The organism is Rhizobium sp. BK456, assembly GCF_014194045.1.
GTDB lineage: Bacteria > Pseudomonadota > Alphaproteobacteria > Rhizobiales > Rhizobiaceae > Rhizobium > Rhizobium redzepovicii.
Genome location: NZ_JACIAO010000008.1, coordinates 115344 through 132133 on the forward strand (window position 1 = coordinate 115344; position 16790 = coordinate 132133).

General features: G+C 62.6%; 14 protein-coding genes and 1 riboswitch. Of the genes, 11 read left to right on the forward strand and 3 right to left on the reverse strand.

Features of this window, described 5'->3' with window-relative positions:
* Positions 1-225 precede the first annotated feature (225 nt).
* Positions 226-1089, forward strand: a complete 864-nt coding sequence (locus FHX03_RS22190) for an RNA polymerase factor sigma-32 (RefSeq protein WP_097625011.1) — start codon at positions 226-228, stop codon at positions 1087-1089.
* Between the two features lie 102 nt (positions 1090-1191).
* On the opposite strand, the gene FHX03_RS22195 is transcribed toward FHX03_RS22190, so the two are convergent.
* Both FHX03_RS22195 and FHX03_RS22200 read right to left on the reverse strand, forming a co-directional pair.
* Positions 1192-2739 (reverse strand): M48 family metalloprotease, encoded by a 1548-nt coding sequence (locus FHX03_RS22195; RefSeq protein WP_183778462.1) that lies wholly within the window; start codon positions 2737-2739, stop codon positions 1192-1194.
* 382 nt (positions 2740-3121) lie between these two features.
* Positions 3122-4660, reverse strand: a complete 1539-nt coding sequence (locus FHX03_RS22200) for an MDR family MFS transporter (RefSeq protein WP_183778461.1) — start codon at positions 4658-4660, stop codon at positions 3122-3124.
* 115 nt (positions 4661-4775) lie between these two features.
* On the opposite strand from FHX03_RS22200, the gene FHX03_RS22205 reads away from it, so the two are divergent.
* From FHX03_RS22205 to FHX03_RS22220, 4 genes are all read left to right on the forward strand, one after another.
* Positions 4776-5303 (forward strand): MarR family winged helix-turn-helix transcriptional regulator, encoded by a 528-nt coding sequence (locus tag FHX03_RS22205; protein WP_097625008.1) that lies wholly within the window; start codon positions 4776-4778, stop codon positions 5301-5303.
* Positions 5304-5416: 113 nt separating this feature from the next.
* Positions 5417-6073, forward strand: coding sequence for a thiamine diphosphokinase (locus FHX03_RS22210; protein ID WP_179867093.1), 657 nt, complete (start codon positions 5417-5419; stop codon positions 6071-6073).
* Positions 6074-6076: 3 nt separating this feature from the next.
* Positions 6077-7897: an ABC-F family ATP-binding cassette domain-containing protein gene (locus tag FHX03_RS22215; RefSeq protein WP_183855476.1), complete on the forward strand. Its 1821-nt coding sequence runs from the start codon at positions 6077-6079 to the stop codon at positions 7895-7897.
* 171 nt (positions 7898-8068) lie between these two features.
* Positions 8069-8698 (forward strand): DUF5666 domain-containing protein, encoded by a 630-nt coding sequence (locus FHX03_RS22220; protein WP_246699283.1) that lies wholly within the window; start codon positions 8069-8071, stop codon positions 8696-8698.
* A 46-nt stretch (positions 8699-8744) separates the two neighbouring features.
* On the opposite strand, the gene FHX03_RS22225 is transcribed toward FHX03_RS22220, so the two are convergent.
* Complete coding sequence (locus FHX03_RS22225) at positions 8745-10610, reverse strand: ABC transporter ATP-binding protein/permease (protein ID WP_097625004.1); 1866 nt, start codon at positions 10608-10610, stop codon at positions 8745-8747.
* 155 nt (positions 10611-10765) lie between these two features.
* A riboswitch (SAM riboswitch) is annotated at positions 10766-10843 on the forward strand.
* A 49-nt stretch (positions 10844-10892) separates the two neighbouring features.
* On the opposite strand from FHX03_RS22225, the gene metA reads away from it, so the two are divergent.
* From metA to FHX03_RS22255, 6 genes are all read left to right on the forward strand, one after another.
* Positions 10893-11816, forward strand: a complete 924-nt coding sequence (metA, locus tag FHX03_RS22230) for a homoserine O-succinyltransferase (RefSeq protein WP_097625003.1) — start codon at positions 10893-10895, stop codon at positions 11814-11816.
* 93 nt (positions 11817-11909) lie between these two features.
* Positions 11910-12932 (forward strand): aldose epimerase family protein, encoded by a 1023-nt coding sequence (locus tag FHX03_RS22235; RefSeq protein ID WP_097625002.1) that lies wholly within the window; start codon positions 11910-11912, stop codon positions 12930-12932.
* A 148-nt stretch (positions 12933-13080) separates the two neighbouring features.
* Entirely contained in the window at positions 13081-13854 is a 774-nt protein-coding gene (locus tag FHX03_RS22240; RefSeq protein WP_097625001.1) for a GntR family transcriptional regulator, read from the forward strand.
* Positions 13851-14882: an SIS domain-containing protein gene (locus FHX03_RS22245; RefSeq protein ID WP_097625000.1), complete on the forward strand. Its 1032-nt coding sequence runs from the start codon at positions 13851-13853 to the stop codon at positions 14880-14882. The genes FHX03_RS22240 and FHX03_RS22245 overlap by 4 nt, the downstream gene beginning before the upstream one ends.
* Complete coding sequence (gene nagA, locus FHX03_RS22250) at positions 14882-16033, forward strand: N-acetylglucosamine-6-phosphate deacetylase (RefSeq protein ID WP_097624999.1); 1152 nt, start codon at positions 14882-14884, stop codon at positions 16031-16033. Before FHX03_RS22245 ends, nagA begins: the two co-directional genes overlap by 1 nt.
* A gap of 17 nt (positions 16034-16050) precedes the next feature.
* The gene (locus FHX03_RS22255; protein WP_097624998.1) at positions 16051-16779 is read left to right on the forward strand and encodes an SIS domain-containing protein; all 729 of its coding nucleotides are present in this window, start codon (positions 16051-16053) and stop codon (positions 16777-16779) included.
* The last annotated feature ends 11 nt before the right edge of the window (positions 16780-16790 follow it).

The window sequence follows — 16790 nt, forward strand, 5'->3', positions numbered from 1 at the left end:
GAGGAGCGGATCATGCCTTTTCAATATTGCCCATCCGGCAAGGTGAAGAAACAGGTCCAGCCCGGCCGTCTTAACGGCCCATGATGAGAAATAGGGCCTCCCCCTGAAAAGTCCAGGGGCGAGGCCTTTATGCATTCAGATCCCCCATTCAGTCCGGACCGCGATGTTCCGGAAGGTGCGTTTTATTGTTCATTTAGGGCGAGAGGCCTGTTTCAGGAGATCGAAATGAAGAACATGTCTGCAGACCGGCGCATGATCAAGATCGCGATGGCCGCCCCCTACCTCGCCCGTCAGGAAGAGCACGATCTTGCCATCCGCTGGAAGGATCACGACGACCGCGGCGCGCGCAACCAGATCGCCATGGCCCATATGCGGCTCGTCATATCGATGGCGGGCAAGTTCCGCAATTTCGGCCTGCCAATGAGCGATCTTGTGCAGGAGGGCTATGTCGGCCTGCTCGAGGCGGCCGCCCGCTTCGAGCCGGAACGCGATGTGCGTTTTTCGACCTATGCAAGCTGGTGGATCAGGGCTTCGATTCAGGATTATATCCTGCGCAACTGGTCGATCGTGCGCGGCGGCACGAGCTCGGCCCAGAAGGCGCTGTTCTTCAATCTGCGTCGTCTGCGCGCCAAGCTCGCCAAGGGCGACACCCAGCTGACGCTGCAATCCATTCACCAGGAAATCGCCGCGGCGCTTGGCGTCAGCCTCGCCGATGTGCAGACGATGGATGCCAGGCTTTCCGGCAACGACGCCTCGCTGCAGGCGCCTTCGGTCTCCGGCGATGCCGAGAGTGCAGAGAAGATGGACTTCCTCGTCAGCGACGATCCCCTGCCGGATGAGCAGGTTTCCAACATGATCGACGGCGAGCGCCGCCGCGTCTGGCTCGCCTCGGCGCTGAAACATCTCAACGAACGCGAGATGAAAATCATCAGCGCCCGGCGTCTGGCGGAAGACGGCGCCACGCTCGAAGAACTCGGCGCCGATCTCGGTATTTCCAAGGAACGTGTGCGGCAGATCGAAAGCCGGGCGATGGAGAAGCTCCGCAGCGCGCTGGTCAACGCCGATCCGCACATGGCGGCCTATGCTTAGATTTAAAGTTCTGCTGCGTCCCGAGGGCGTCGAAAGACGCCCGGCGCCGTAACTTCGTTCCCCTCCAGCAGCACTGACTCGCCCGGCGTAAGCCGGGTTTTTTTATTCGGCGATGATCTTGACGCGATCGCCGGGTGAAACGGCTGCACCCGTGGGCAGGGCATTGATGAGTTTGAAGAGATCGAGTTTGCGATCGGTGCCCATCATGCGGGCGGCGAGCGTCGAGATGTTTTCACCCGGTCGGACGGTGACGACACGGATGCGCAGCGGCTTCAGCGAGGCTGCCTCCGCCGGCGTCATGCGCCGGAAACTTGCGCGCAGGACATTGGCGGTCGGCTCAAGGGCGTCGCTGCCTTTCGGCACGGCGGTCAGGAAACGGAAGATCTGCGAATTGTTGCGGATCACGGTAACGTCGAAATCCCAGCGATCCGCGCTTGCACGCGCTGTGGCTGCTTCCATGCCGTTGATGGTGACTGGCTGGATGGTCGACGGGTCGAGGCCGGTCACCCAGCCGCTGGAGATATAGTTGGTGAGGCTCTGGTTCTGATTGTCGGCGACGCCGTCGAAGCGGACAGCGATGTCGTTCGGGCCGGTGGCCATCACGGCTTCGACCTTGTTGTCAATGTGAAAATCCGGTGGCACGTCAAAGCGGATGCCGAGGCCTCCATGCAGGAAGGTCTGGCCGCGCACATAGCCTTCCTCCGGGCTGTCGCCGTAGAGCAGGCCGTCTATGCCGTCGAGATAATAGTCGCGGCCCTTGTCGCCGACCGACCCTTCCTGGCCGAAGGCCCGCGCATGGGTGCGGGCAAGCTCGATGCGCTGGGCGGAATTCGGATGGCTCGACAGGAAGTCGAGGCTTTGATCGGCTTCGGGATCGACCGACATGAAGCGGCTGTACGCCGCCATGGAATCGAGGAAGCGGGCAGCGGAATAGGGGTCGTAGCCGGCTTCGCCGAGCATGCGCACGCCGATGACATCGGCCTGCAATTCCTGCTGGCGGGAGAAGGCGGCGAGCCGCAGTTTGCCGCGGGCTAGCGCCTGCTTGCCGGCGATATCGCTGGAAAGGACCTCGGCGACGACGCGGCTGGCGATGACCTCAGCCTCTTCGCGCTTCTGCCGCTCGATGCCGTGGTTCGCCGTCACATGGCCCATCTCGTGCGACAGCACGGCGGCGACCTCGGAGGCGTCGTTGGCAAGGGCGAGCAGGCCGCGGGTGACGTAGAGATAGCCGCCCGGCAGCGCAAAGGCGTTGATCGCCGGTGAATTCAGGATGGTGATGCGGTAGGACTGGCTCGGATTTTCCGACACCGCCGTCAGCGCGCCGGCGATGCGGGCGACGAGGCGCTCGGTCTTGGCGTCCTTGTATTCGCCGCCGTAGCTTGCGACGATGCGCGGATGTTCGCGGGCGCCCATTGCCGCGCGCGGGTCGTTCTTCTGCACCTCGTCGACGATCTGCGGATTGGAAGAAGGCGACACGCTCGGCTGATAGGATTGCTCGATCAGCGTTTGACAGCCATTCAGCGCCATTGCGATGGTCGAAAGCAGCATCAGGCGACGCGCGAAGCGCCGGGGCGCGAAGATGATGGCATCACTGGAAAGCGCGGGCGATTTCCACGTCGTCAAGCTTTCCAGTCTGGTTCTCCGCATCATGTCGCTATTTTGCCGGTTCGCCGCAGATTGGCACCGACCGTGGCAAGGGGAATTCAACAGGTGCCCACCCCTGATCTCGCGCTGCACAATCGGCCGATACAAGTCCTTGCTGTAGCTGATTTACGCATCGGTTGCATAGCGAGACTCTGCTTAAATGTGGCGGCGTTGCATTTTGGCAAGCCTCGGGCGTTGAGGCCTCCCTTCGCTCGGATGAAATTATGGCGAAAGTTCCGTCAGAAAGCGGAGATTCGTCGACTGCGCGGAAAAAGAACGGCCCGATTGAAGCAATCGAGTTGATGGGGGCAGTCAGCCGGGAAAATTACAATCCTTGATGGTCCTGTCCCAGAAGAACGCCTTCCGATGAGGTATCCGCCCCGATTCGTTATTCCGCGGCTTCGGCCGTCGTCGGTTGTGGTCTTATCGTCTCGCCGGCGCGGGGCAGTTGCACAGGCTTCAGCATGAGAGCGGCCACAAGGCCGATCACCGCAAAGGCGCAGGCCGTCAGGAAGAGCGGCGAGAAGGCGGCGGCATAGAGGTCGGCGACAGACTGGCGGCTTGCTTCGGGAAGGGAAGCCATCATCTTCGGCGTCAGCTGCTCGATATCAGCGACACCGGGAATGGACACGCCGACCTTGTTAAGCTGAGAGGCGATGATGGCGCCATAGATGGAGATAGCGATCGACGCACCTCCCATGCGCGACAGCGTCACCGAACCGGTGGCGGCGCCGACGTCGCGGGCGGGCGCTGCATTCTGCACGCCGATGACGGGAACCTGCTGGGCAAGGCCGATGCCGATACCATGCAGCATCATGATCGCGCCGATGAAAGCGATCGGCGTTCCCGCATGGATCTGCGACATCAGTGCGAAGGCGATGGCGCTGCAGGTCAGGCTTGCAATGGCGAAGGGCTTGTAGCGCCCCGTCTTTGAGATGATGCGGCCTGCGGACAGCGATCCGCAGACGAGGCCGCCCGTCAGAAGGATGAAGAGAAGGCCGGCGGCAGAGGGCGAAAGGCCGGTGGTGGTCTGGAGAAAGAGCGCGAGGTAATTGACCATGCCGATGGCGATGGCGCCGCCCATAATCGAGATCACCAGGAGCAGGTTGAAGGTCGAATTACGAAAGAGCTCCAGCGGCACGATCGGCTCCGGCGCGCGGCGTTCGACGAATACCCAAGTGACGGCGCAGACGACGCCGAAGGCGACGATGGCGATACTCTGCGGCGAGACCAATGCGCCGAACAGTTCGCTGCTGTCAGTGGCAAGCACGATACTGGTTGTCGTCAGGGCGAGCAGCAGCGCACCGGCATAATCGATCCTCGGGCGGCGATGCGGCTTGCGATAGGGTAACATCATGGCAAGTCCGGCGAGCGCGATCAGGCCGATCGGCACGTTGACGAGGAAAATCGAACGCCAGCCGAAAAGGTCGCTCATCGTGCCGCCGAGCACCGGACCGATCGCGCCGGACGCCATCAGCACGAGGCTGGAATAGCTCTGGTAACGCGCCCGCTCGCGCGGCTCGAACAAATCGGCATTGACCGCGAAGATCGACACCATGATGCCGCCGCCGCCGAGACCCTGCAGCACGCGGGCGGCGATTAGCGTGTTCATCGAGACCGCGAGGCCGCAGACCGCCGAGCCGACGGTGAAAATCATGATCGCCGTCATCATCACATATTTGCGGCCGAAGAGATCGCCGAGCTTGCCATAGAGCGGCATGACGGCGCTGAGCGCCAGGAGATAGGCCGAGCCGATCCAGCCGAAACGCTCGAGATGGCCGAATTCGCCGACGATCGTCGGCAGCGCCGTCGAAACGATCTGATTGTCGAGCGTCGCCATGAACATGGCCGTCATCAGGAAGAAGAAGAGGATAAGCCGGCGACGAGGATCCGTCACGAGCGGCTGAGGCGCGAGTTGCATGTCCATGGGAGCGTCGTTCCGGGTTGGCCGCCTTTTATGTGCTGACAGCATATATTTGTCAATAGCACATTAATGACATCGGCATATTCAAAATCTGAAACGGCTCTGATATGGTCCGATTATGAATGACGTGCTGACCAAAACCAATTCCCCGGAACCGGCTGCGCCGGATGAGAAAAACGTCCCACGCATCGGCCGGAGCATGGGGCGCATGCGGTTGATGACCGGGCGGCGGTTGATCGGCCGGTTGGCGATCCAGAGTGCCGCGCCGGGCCTCGAACTTTCGCATCTCGATGTGCTCGATGCTGTGCGCAGGGCGCAGCCTGCCGGCGAAGTCACGGTCGGCATGATCGCGGAGATGCTGCGCATCGATCCGTCACGGGCAAGCCGGGTGGTGGCCGACATGGTCGGGCGTAACGTGCTGCGCCGCGAGGCTTCACAGGCCGATGCCCGGCGGATTGTCGTCGTCATGACCGAGGTCGGCCAGAAACTGCTTGCCGAGATCGTCGCGCAGAAACTAGCGATCATCTCCGAGATCGTCTCCGACTGGTCCGAGGAGGATGTCGATCGCTTCGCCATATTGTTCGAACGTTTCATCGGCGGCTACGAGGCGGTCTTCCAGTCGCGCGACAAGGACACGCCGGGCTAGCGTCATTTTCACATGAGCGCGGGCGCGTCCTGTTGGATGCGCGGCGCTAGACGGCAAATGGGGCCGATCCAGCCGCGCCCCTTCCCCTCGACCCCTCGTTTGCGCTAAGGGCAATGCCCATGAGCCAATCCACCTTTACCATTCTCCTTGGCGGCGAACTCAGCCTGACGGAGCGTCTGCGCCATGCCGTCGGCGGCAGCCGTTTCATCGCAGCCGATGGCGGTATGCGGCATGCGGCGGCACTTGGCATTACGCCGGAGATCTGGGTCGGCGATTTCGATTCGACCCCGGCCGATCTCGAAGGCGCCTTTCCCGATGTGCCGAAACAGCCCTATCCCGCGGCAAAGGCGGCGACGGACGGCGAAATCGCCGTGTCGGAAGCAATCGCGCGGGGTGCGCGGCGGCTGATCCTGGCCGGTGCGCTTGGCGGCGAACGCTCGGACCACGCGCTTCAGCATCTGCTGTCGGCCGTCAGTCTGGCGGAACAAGGTTTCGACCTGCTGCTGACCTCGGGCAAGGAGGAGGCGGTGCCGCTGCTTGCCGGAACGATCGAGCTGCATCTTCCCAAGGCCAGCCTGTTTTCCGTGCTCGGGTTCAGCGAGCTGACCGGGCTTTGCATCGACAATGCGCGTTATCCGCTGGCCGATTTCCATCTGCCTTTCGGCTCGTCGCGCACCATTTCCAATGTCGCGGAAGGCAAGGTTTGCTTTTCGCTCCGCAGCGGCCGGGCGATTGTGCTCGCCAGGCCCTATGATCTTTCCGGAGTCTGATTTTTGGCCCCTCCCATTCTGAAACTCGACGATATCTTTCTGAGCTTCGGCGGCGCGCCGCTTCTGGCCGGTGCCAGCCTGCAGATCGAGCCCGGCGACAAAATCTGTCTCGTCGGGCGCAACGGCTCGGGAAAATCGACGCTTCTGAAGATCGCCGCCGGCCTGGTCGAGGCGCAATCCGGCGAGGTCTTCCGTCATCCGTCTTCGACGGTGCGTTATCTCGAACAGGCGCCCGATTTTGCTGGTTTCAACACTGTCCAGGCCTATGCCGAGGCCGGCCTCGGGCCGGGCGACGACCCATATCGCGTCACCTATCTGCTGTCCCATCTCGGGCTGACCGGCGAGGAAGATCCGAGCACCCTTTCCGGCGGCGAATCGCGCCGCGCAGCACTTGCCCGCGTGCTGGCGCCGGAGCCCGACATTCTCCTGCTCGACGAGCCGACCAACCATCTCGACCTTCCCACAATCGAATGGCTGGAGGGCGAGCTGCAGAAGACGCGCAGCGCCCTGGTGCTGATCTCGCACGACCGGCGCTTCCTCGAAAAGGTCTCGACGGCAACCGTCTGGCTCGACCGCGGCACCTCGCGCCGGCTCGACAGGGGATTTTCGCATTTCGAGGCCTGGCGCGACCAGGTGCTCGAAGCCGAAGAGCTGGAGCAGCATAAACTCGGCAAGGCGATCGAGCGCGAGGAGCACTGGCTGCGTTACGGCGTCACGGCGCGGCGCAAGCGCAACATGCGCCGCCTCGGCGAGTTGCAGACGATGCGCTCGCAATATCGCGGCCACAAGGGGCCGCAGGGAACGGTGCAGGCGACGGCTTCGGACGCGCAGGAATCCGGCAAGCTGGTGATCGAGGCCGACAAGATCACCAAGAGCTTCGGCGACCGGCCGATCGTCACGCCCTTCTCGATCCGCGTGCATCGCGGCGATTGCATCGGTCTGGTCGGGCCGAACGGCGCCGGCAAGACGACGCTGTTGAAGATGCTGACCGGGCAGCTTTCGCCGGATAGCGGCACGATAAAGCTCGGCACCAATCTGGAGATCGCGACACTCGACCAGAAGCGCGAGGATCTCGATCCCGAGGATACTCTCGCCAATTACCTGACGGATGGGCGCGGCGAAAACCTGCTCGTCAACGGCGAACAGCGCCATGTCACCGGCTATATGAAGGAGTTCCTGTTCCAGCCGGAGCAGGCGCGAACGCCGATCAGAAGCCTCTCCGGCGGCGAGCGCGCCCGGCTGATGCTGGCGCGTATTCTCTCGCGCCCTGCAAATCTGTTGATCCTCGACGAACCGACCAACGATCTCGATATCGAAACGCTCGATCTGCTGCAGGAGATCGTCGCCGGTTTTCCCGGCACCGTCATTCTCGTCAGCCACGACCGCGATTTTCTCGACCGCACCGTGACCTCGACGATTGCACCCGCCGTGCCGGATGCGCCTGATGGCCGCTGGATCGAATATGCCGGCGGCTATTCCGACATGCTTGCGCAGCGCAAGGGCGCGATCGACGAGCGCAAGCGGGCCGAGAAGGCGACGGAGAAGCCGAAGCCCCAGGAGGCGGCACCTTCCGGCGGAAGCTCGAAGAGCAAGCTCTCCTTCAAGCAGAAATTCGCGCTGGACAATTTGCCGAAGGAGATGGCGAAAGCCGAAGCCGAGATCGCCAAACGCGAACAGGCGATGGCCGATCCCAACCTCTTTACGCGCGATGCCGCTGCCTTCAACCGGCTTGCCAGCGAGATGGAGAAACTGCGGGCCAGCCTCACCAAGATGGAAGAGGAGTGGCTGGAGCTCGAAATGCTGCGGGAAGAGCTGGAAGGCTGAGGCTTCCCAACTCCACCCGCCTCACCTTTCCTTGATTGGCCAGTCTGCCGTTGCGCGGCATAAGGTGCCGTCCGGCAGAAAATCCAAGTGTTGCAGCGTCTGCTGTGCGGTTGAAAAGACGCGCGGCGCTGCTGGGCTATGCCGATCGCAATGGCGATAAGGAAAACTCATATGTCCCTCAAGCCTAATTCCAGAATTTTCACGATACTTGCGGCCGGCGGCCTCGCTGCGCTTGCCGCTTTGCAGGCCGCACAGGCACAGGATGGCAACCGCATTCGCGTTCGCGGTGCCATTGAAAGCTTCAGCGGCGATAGTCTCGTCGTCAAGACGCGCGAAGGCGGCGATGAGACGATCACGCTGAAAGCCGGTTGGAAAGTCGGTGGCATCAAAAAAGCGTCGGTCGAGGATATCAAGCCCGGCGATTTCGTCGGTGTTGCCTCGCTCCCGAAAGGCAGCGGCCCGGATGGGGCGATCGAGGTGCTGATCTTTCCGGCGTCGATGAAGGGAACCGGCGAGGGCAACCGCCCCTGGGATGCGCAGCCGAACAGCCAGATGACCAACGCGACCGTCAGCAATGCCGTCAAATCCGTCGACGGCCATACGATCACGCTGACCTATCAGGGCAAAGAAAAGACGATCACCATCGCCGATGCGACACCGATCGTGACCTTGGCGCCGGCGAACAAGGACGATCTGAAGGCCGGCGCCGGCGTCATCGTCACCGGCGAGAAAGCGGCGGACGGCAGCATTTCGGCCAGCCAGGTGGCCGTCGGCCTGAACGGTATCACGCCGCCGATGTGACCATTCGTGAAATTCAAAGGTATGTAGCGGCTGTCGGCGCGGCGCTCTACAGCGCCGGCGCGGGCATGGCGGCAGCACCGGTGGCGGCGCTGGCGCCGGTACGGGTGACTTGCTGCTGTTGCTGCTGCTGTTCCTCGGATTTTGCCGGCAGCGCCTGCAGATGCAGCACGCGCGGCTTCAATGCCTCGAGATAGGCTTCGGAACGGCCGATATAGATCATGCCGCTCTCTGGCATGGAAGTGAGCAGCCCGGCCATCGTTTCCTGCCATTCCGGCTCCATGCCCTCCAGCACTTCGTCGAAAATGATCCAGCGCGGACGGGCGAGAAGCAGACGGGCGAAGCCGATTGCCTTCTGTTCGTCGCTATCGAGCAGTTTGTCCCAGCGGGCGCGGGTATCGAGCCTTGATATCAGCGAATGCAGGCCGGCCTTGTCGAGGGCTGCCTCGACGGCGGCTTTGTCATAGGCATCGGGGCTTTCGGGGAAGGCCAGCGCCTCACGCAGCGTGCCGCCGGGAATATAGGCGATCTGCGGGACGAACAGCATGTCGTCGACCGGCGGCAGGCCCATCGTGCCGCTGCCGCACGGCCAGAGGCCGGCCATCGCCTGGAACAGCAGCTTGCGGTTGACGCTGTGATCGCCGTTGATCATGATCTTTTCGCCTACCTTGATCACGACATCGGTTTCGCGCAGGCGGAAGCCGCCGCATTCGTCGATGTCTTCACCGATCTTGGCGACGATCACCACGTCCTTCAATGTCAGCGTGTCGGGCGCGGTGTTTTCATAGGCGATGCCGTCTTTCAGGGCGAATTCCTCTTCCATGTCGAGCAGCGCCTGGCGGAAATCGGTGACGCGCATCAGTGTGGCGCGCCATTCGGCGATCGGACCGAAATTCGCGACATACCAGCGCAGCGCCGTGTTGACTTGGTTGAAGGCGCCGACCGACATCATCAGCTGACCGAGGGTGAGGCCGCCGGAGAAATAGGCCGGTGCGGCGACGATGATCGGAATGACGATGACCAGCCAGCCGTAGCCGGCCGAAACCCAGGTGAGGTTGGTATTGGCCATGGCGAGCCGCTTGACCACCCTTAGCACCGAGCTGATGTCGGTGTTGATGCGCCGGCGTTCGTTCTCCTCGCCGCGGGCAACCGTGATCGCCGGCATGTTCTCGTTGGCATGCATCAGCGTGAAGCGAAGCTCGGCCTCCTTCGAGAAGCGGTCGGCATTGAGCTTTACCAGCTTGCGGCCGACGACCTGGCTCAGCACCGAGGCGGAAGCGGCGTAGAAAATCGCCGCCCAGACCATATAGCCGGGAATGGAGAAGCTGTGGCCGCTGATGTGGAAGATGAAGCCGCTGGAAAGCTCCCAGAGTACGCCGATGAAGCTTACGAGAAGAATGGTCGACTGCAGCAGGCCGAGAACGAGCCCTGTCGTGCTCTCGGCGAGGTTGCGGGAATCCTCGTGCAGCCGCTGGTCCGGATTGACGCCGATCAGGCCGCTGGAGGCGAGCCGCAACGCCCGCTTGCGCTTCAACCACTGGTCGACGAGGTCGCGCGACAGGCCCTCGCGCATATAGAGCGCGGTCATCTGATTCAGCCATGCCTGCAGCACGTTGAGCAGGAGCAGCGTGCCGGCGATCATCGCGAAGATTTCGAGCTGGTGGAAGAATTCACCGAGGTCGCGGCGCTCCAGCGAATCGTAGAAGGGTGCATTCCACTTGTTGAGGATGACCTGGCCGTAGGACGTCGCCAGGATGACGAGGATCAGCACGGTCGCCAGAAACAGCACCTTGCCACGCACTTGCGAATTCCAGAATGCTGAGAACATCACCCCGAGGCGGTCAGTCAGGCTGAGATCATAGCCTACCCTATCCTGCCTTCGGATGCCCGGCCTCCCCTCGGTCTTATCTGCCATCACGCTTTTCCAACATCGCCCATGCTTACCATTATTAACATGGTGGCGTTACCGGTCTATCAACAGATTCTATCAGTCATTAAACTGTGATGATGCTTGCATGAGTCGCTCCCGCATGCATTCGACAGTTGATTCGTGGCTCGACTGGGTCTATTTAAGCGTTCCGTGGTGATTTGGCCGGCCGGCTTGCAGCCACGTTAAAAAATTCGCTAAAGGGCCGCGTGCGGACCGGTAGCGATTTTTTTCGCCGCCGGTTTTTTGTTTTTTGATCGAGTGACCGCAATGCCCATCAAGATCCCCGACACGCTGCCCGCCTTTGAAACCCTCGTTCAAGAGGGTGTACGGGTGATGACCGAGACGCTGGCGATCCGTCAGGATATTCGTCCGCTGCAGATCGGGCTGCTCAACTTGATGCCGAACAAGATCAAGACCGAATTGCAGATGGCCCGCCTTGTCGGCGCCTCGCCGCTGCAGGTCGAGCTGTCGCTGATCCGCATCGGCGGCCACAAGGCGAAGAACACCTCCGAAGATCACCTGCTTGCCTTCTACCAGACCTGGGAGGAGGTGAAGCACCGCAAATTCGACGGCTTCATCATCACCGGGGCGCCGATCGAGCTTTTGCCCTATGAGGACGTTACCTATTGGCCGGAGATGCAGGAGATTCTCGACTGGACGGAAACGAATGTGCATTCGACGATGAACGTCTGCTGGGGCGCGATGGCGGCGATCTATCATTTCCACGGCGTTCCGAAATACGAGCTGAAGGAGAAGGCCTTCGGCGTCTACCGTCACCGCAACCTGAAGCCTGCGTCGATCTATCTCAACGGCTTTTCCGACAATTTCGAGGTGCCGGTGTCGCGCTGGACCGAAGTGCGCCGCGACGATATCGAGAAATCGGACAAGCTGGAGATCCTGATGGAATCCAGCGAGATGGGCGTCTGCCTCGTGCACGAGAGGCGAGGCCGGCGGCTCTATATGTTCAACCACGTCGAATATGATTCCACCTCGCTGTCCGACGAATATTTCCGCGACGTCAATGCTGGCGTGCCGATCAAGATGCCGCACAACTATTTCCCGCATAATGATCCGGCGCTTGCGCCGCAGAACCGCTGGCGCAGCCATGCGCATCTTTTGTTCGGCAACTGGATCAACGAGATCTACCAGACGACGCCGTTCGATGTGGAGGAGATCGGCACGGATCTGTGAGCCGTACCCCTTTCTCATCGTGGCCGGTTGCGGTTTGGAACAAATGCGGGCAGGTTCCGGTCGGAATGCTAGATATCAAATGGACGGTCGATCATGTCGGATAAGTTGGAGCGGGAAGTTTTCGGGCAGACGAAGGCGGGCGAGACCGTCTATCGCGTCGTCATCAGCGGCGGCGGGCTGACCGCCAAGATCATCAGCTGGGGCGCGGTCATCCAGGATCTGCGCCTGGAAGGGCATGACGCGCCGCTGCAGCTCGGCTTTGAGGAATTCGACAGCTACCCGCTCCATTCAGCCTATTTCGGCGCGACGCCCGGCCGCTGCGCCAACCGTGTCGGCGGCGGTGCCTTCATGCTCGACGGCAAGGATCACCAGCTCGAGCTGAACGAAAACGGCGTGACGCATCTGCATGGCGGCAGCGACAATATTGCCAAACGCAACTGGACGGTCGTCGAGCATGATGTCGACCGCGTGGTGCTGAAGATCGTCGATCCCGATGGCCGCGCCGGCTATCCCGGCAATTGCACCATCCAGGCAACCTTCTGGGTGCACGGCAACGGCGAACTGTCGGTGACCTACGAATCCACAAGCGACCAGCCGACGCTCGCCAATGTCTGCCAGCATGCCTATTTCAATCTCGACGGTCGCGAGGACGCGCTTGGCCACGACATCATGATCGCTGCCGACCACTACCTGCCGACCGACGAGAAACAGGTGCCGACCGGCGAGATCCGTTCCGTCGCCGGCACGGAATTCGATTTCCGCGAGATGGCGCCGATGAAGCGTTTCGCCGGCAGCGAGCAGGTGCTGTACGACCATAATTTCTGCCTGTCCGGCGAACGCACCGCCAAGCGCAGCGTCGCGCTCGCCCGCAGTCTCTATTCCGGCGTGTCGCTTGAAGTGCGCAGCACCGAGCCGGGCGTGCAGTTCTATGCCGGTTTCAAGCTCAATACCGGTGCTCCCGGCCTCGGCGGACGCAAATACGGCCCCTTCGCTGGCTTCTGCCTGGAGACGCAGGTCTGGCCGGATGCCATCAATCACCAGGGTTTCCCGAATGCGGTGCTGCGCCCCGGCGAAGTGCTGCGCCAGGAGACGGATTACATCTTCACCAAGAACTGAGCGTCTTTTTGAGACGCGGCGCCGGGACGTACGGCTGTCAAATTTTATCGCTATGAAAACCTCTCCGGCCCGCGCCGGGGAGGTTTTTTCTCGCTTGCCGGTAATTATATCTTGCCGATTGGTTCTAAATAGGTTCTATTGCTTGCCCATGGATAGGACCAGTCTGATAGCGGAGCTAAAGAGTCGCGGCCTGCGTGACGCGGCGCTGACCGGGCCGCTCTACAAGCGGCTGGCGCAGACGCTGACCGGCCTTATTCAGGAAGGATTGCTGAAACCCGGCACGGCGCTGCCGGGGGAGCGCGATCTTGCCGAGGCCTTGAAGCTCGGCCGCGTCACCGTGCGCACCGCCTATCGCGATCTGATGGCATCCGGCGCATTGGAATCGCGCCACGGAAGCGGTACTTTCGTATCGAGCAAGGTCGAGCGCATGGAGCAGTCGCTCTGGCGGCTGTCCTCCTTCTCCGCCGACATGCGCTCGCGCGGGCGTCAACCGGCCGCAAAGATATTGTCACGGACGGTCAATACGCCGTCGCCGGACGAATCCTTCCTGCTCGGGCTTGGCGGTGACGAGCCGGTGCTCAGGCTCGACCGATTGCGTCTCGCCGACGGCCTGCCGCTGGCGATCGAACGTGCCGTGGTGCCGATCAAATTTTTAGGCGACGATGCCGGCGGCGAGGGATCGCTCTATGATGCGCTGACCGCCAACGGCCACAGGCCGGTGCGGGCGCTGCAGCGGCTGACCGCGGTGACGCTTGACCCGTCCTCTGCGGCGATCCTGAATGTCGATGCCGGCGCGCCAGCGCTGCTGATCGAACGCGTCTCGCGCCTGGAAGACCAGCGCGTCGTTGAATACACCCGCTCGCATTATCGCGGCGATGCCTATGATTTCGTTGCCGAATTGAGAATCGGAGATGACCTATGAGTGAGAACCAGTCGCTGATGCTTCAAGAAGCGGGCCAATCGCCGGAGGTGGTGGCCACGCTTCTCGAAAAGGAAAAACCGGTCTTTGCCGAGATCGCCCGGCTGTTTTCCTCAGCCCGCCCGAGCGTGGTGACGACGGCGGCGCGCGGCTCCTCGGACCATGCCGCCACCTTCTTCAAATATCTTTTCGAGATCACCTGCGGCGTCCCGGTCGCATCGGTCGGCCCGTCGATCGCTTCGGTCTACGGCGCTGCCCTCCATCTGAAGGGTGGCGTTCATTTCACCGTCTCGCAGTCGGGCGCCAGCCCCGATATCGTCGCGCTGCAGGAGGCGGCCAAGAAGGGCGGGGCGACGACGATCGCCGTCGTCAACGTCATCGACAGCCCGCTGGCGAAACAGGCCGATATCGTTCTCGGCCTCAATGCCGGAGCGGAAAAGAGCGTCGCGGCGACGAAATCCTTCATCGCCTCGGTCGCTGCCCTTTCCGGGGTGACGGCTGCGATCGGCGGCGCGTCCGAGCTGCAGGCTGCACTCGGCAAACTGCCGGAGGCGCTTTCGGCCACCGCCGGGATCGACACGGCGGCAGCCGAAGAGGTGCTCTTCAACGCGACCTCGCTCTATACGGCCGGCCGCGGCCCGGCCTTCGCGATCGCGCTCGAAGCGGCGCTGAAGGCCAAGGAAACGTCCGGCCTGCATGCCGAAGCCTTCTCGCTGGCGGAACTGATGCACGGTCCGATGCGCCTGGTGCAGCCGGGCTTTCCGATCGTCGCCTTTGCGCCCGACGATGCGGCCTTCGCCAATAACGGCCTAGCGCTGGAGCGTCTGCAGAAGCTCGGCGCCACCACTGTCGGTTTTTCCACCCAGCCGCTTTCCGGCATCAATCTGCGCGTGCCGACGACGGGCAACGGCCTGGTCGATCCGCTGGTGTCGCTGCTCGTCTATTATCGGCTGATCGAGTCGGTGACGCGGCGCAAGGGCTTCGATCCCGACAGGCCGGCAAACCTGCTCAAGGTGACGGAGACGGTCTGATGGCCCGCAAGATCTTTGTCGGCGCGCGCATCTTCGATGGCGAGCGCTTCCATGACGACAAGGCGCTCATCGTTGCCGATGGCCGGGTCGAAGCGATTGCTGCTGGAAACGATCTGCCGGATGGCGAGACGGTGACGCTTTCCGGCGGCGTGCTATCGGCCGGCTTCATCGATGCGCAAGTCAATGGCGGCGCCGGACGGATGCTGAACGACGAACCTTCGGTTGCCTCGATGGAGATCATCGCCGGCGGGCACCGCCCCTATGGCACGACATCGCTGCTGCCGACGCTGATCACCGATACGGCTGAAGCGTCCATTGCCGCGATCGAGGCGGCGACAGAAGCGGTCAAGGCGAACCGCGGCGTCGCCGGTCTGCATCTCGAAGGCCCGCATCTGGCACCGGCACGCAAGGGCGCGCATCTGGCCGAACTGATGCGGCCGGTCGAGGGCCGCGACGTCAAGGCGTTCATCCAGGCGCGCGAGGCGATCGGCACGCTGCTCGTCACCATGGCCGCCGAGCAGGTGACGGTTGCCCAGGTGCGCGAACTTGCGGAAGCCGGCGTGACCGTCAGCATCGGCCACTCCGATTGTTCGAGCGAGGCAGCGGCGGAACGTTTCGACGCGGGGGCGCGCGGCGTCACGCATCTCTTCAACGCCATGAGCCAGCTGGGGCACCGAGCGCCCGGCCTCGTCGGCGCGGCGATCGATCATCCCTCGACCTGGTGCGGCATCATCGCCGACGGTCATCACGTCGATCCGAAGGCCTTGCGCACGGCGCTGCGCGCCAAGCGCGGTGAAGGCAAGCTGTTCTTCGTCACCGACGCGATGTCGCTCGTCGGGTCTGAGAAGGACTCGTTCACGTTGAACGGGCGCACCGTCCGGCGCGAAAGGGGAGGCTTCTGCTCGAAGCTTGTGCTGTCCGACGGCACGCTGGCCGGTTCCGACGTCGACATGATCTCAACGATCCGCTACGGCGTCACCTATCTCGACCTGACGCTCGCCGAAGCCTTGCGCATGGCGACGCTTTACCCCGCCCGTTTCCTCAGGCTTGCCGATCGCGGCCATCTCTCGCCGGGCGCGCGCGCCGACCTCGTGCATCTCACCGATGCGCTTACCGTCATCGCCACCTGGCTTGCCGGCGAAACGGCGTGACCTCAAGGAGACGTGGGATGACCGATATCACCGATGCCTATTTCTCCAACCTGATCGGCCGGCTGGAAGAATTGAAGCAGACGCTTGCCGAGCCGATGGCGCAGGCGGCGGCCGTCATTCTCGATGCTGCCCGCGGCGACAAGCGCGTCTATGTCTTCGGCACCGGCCATTCGCATATGCTGGCCGAAGAGGTGCATTATCGGGCCGGCGGGCTCGCCTTCACCGTGCCGGTGCTCGTCGGCTCGGCCATGCTGCATGAGGGTGCGGTCATCAGTTCGGTCTATGAGCGCACGCAGGGCCTGGTGCGGCCGATGTTGGAGCGATACGGCATGCAGCCGGGCGATGTCATCATCATCGCCTCCAATTCGGGCGTGAACGCCGCGCCGATCGAGGCTGCCGACTATGCGCGCGAAATCGGCGCAAAGGTGATCGCCATCACGTCGATCGCCTATTCCTCAGCGATCGCCAATGGCCGCCGGCGGCTTGCCGACGCGGCCGATGTGGTGCTCGACAACGGGCTGCCGCCGGGTGACGCCGTTCTCGATCTGGAAGGCACGGGCCTTCGGGTTGGGCCGGTCTCGACGGCGGTCGGAGTGACGGTCATCAATGCGATCTTCGCCGAAGTCGCCTCGGAGCTTTCGAAATCCGGCGATGCGCCGGTTTATCTCAGCGCCAATATGCCGGGTGCCGCCGAGATCAATCAGAAGCTCGTGCGGAAATACCGGCCGCGCAACCCGCATCTCTAAAGCGCATCGCA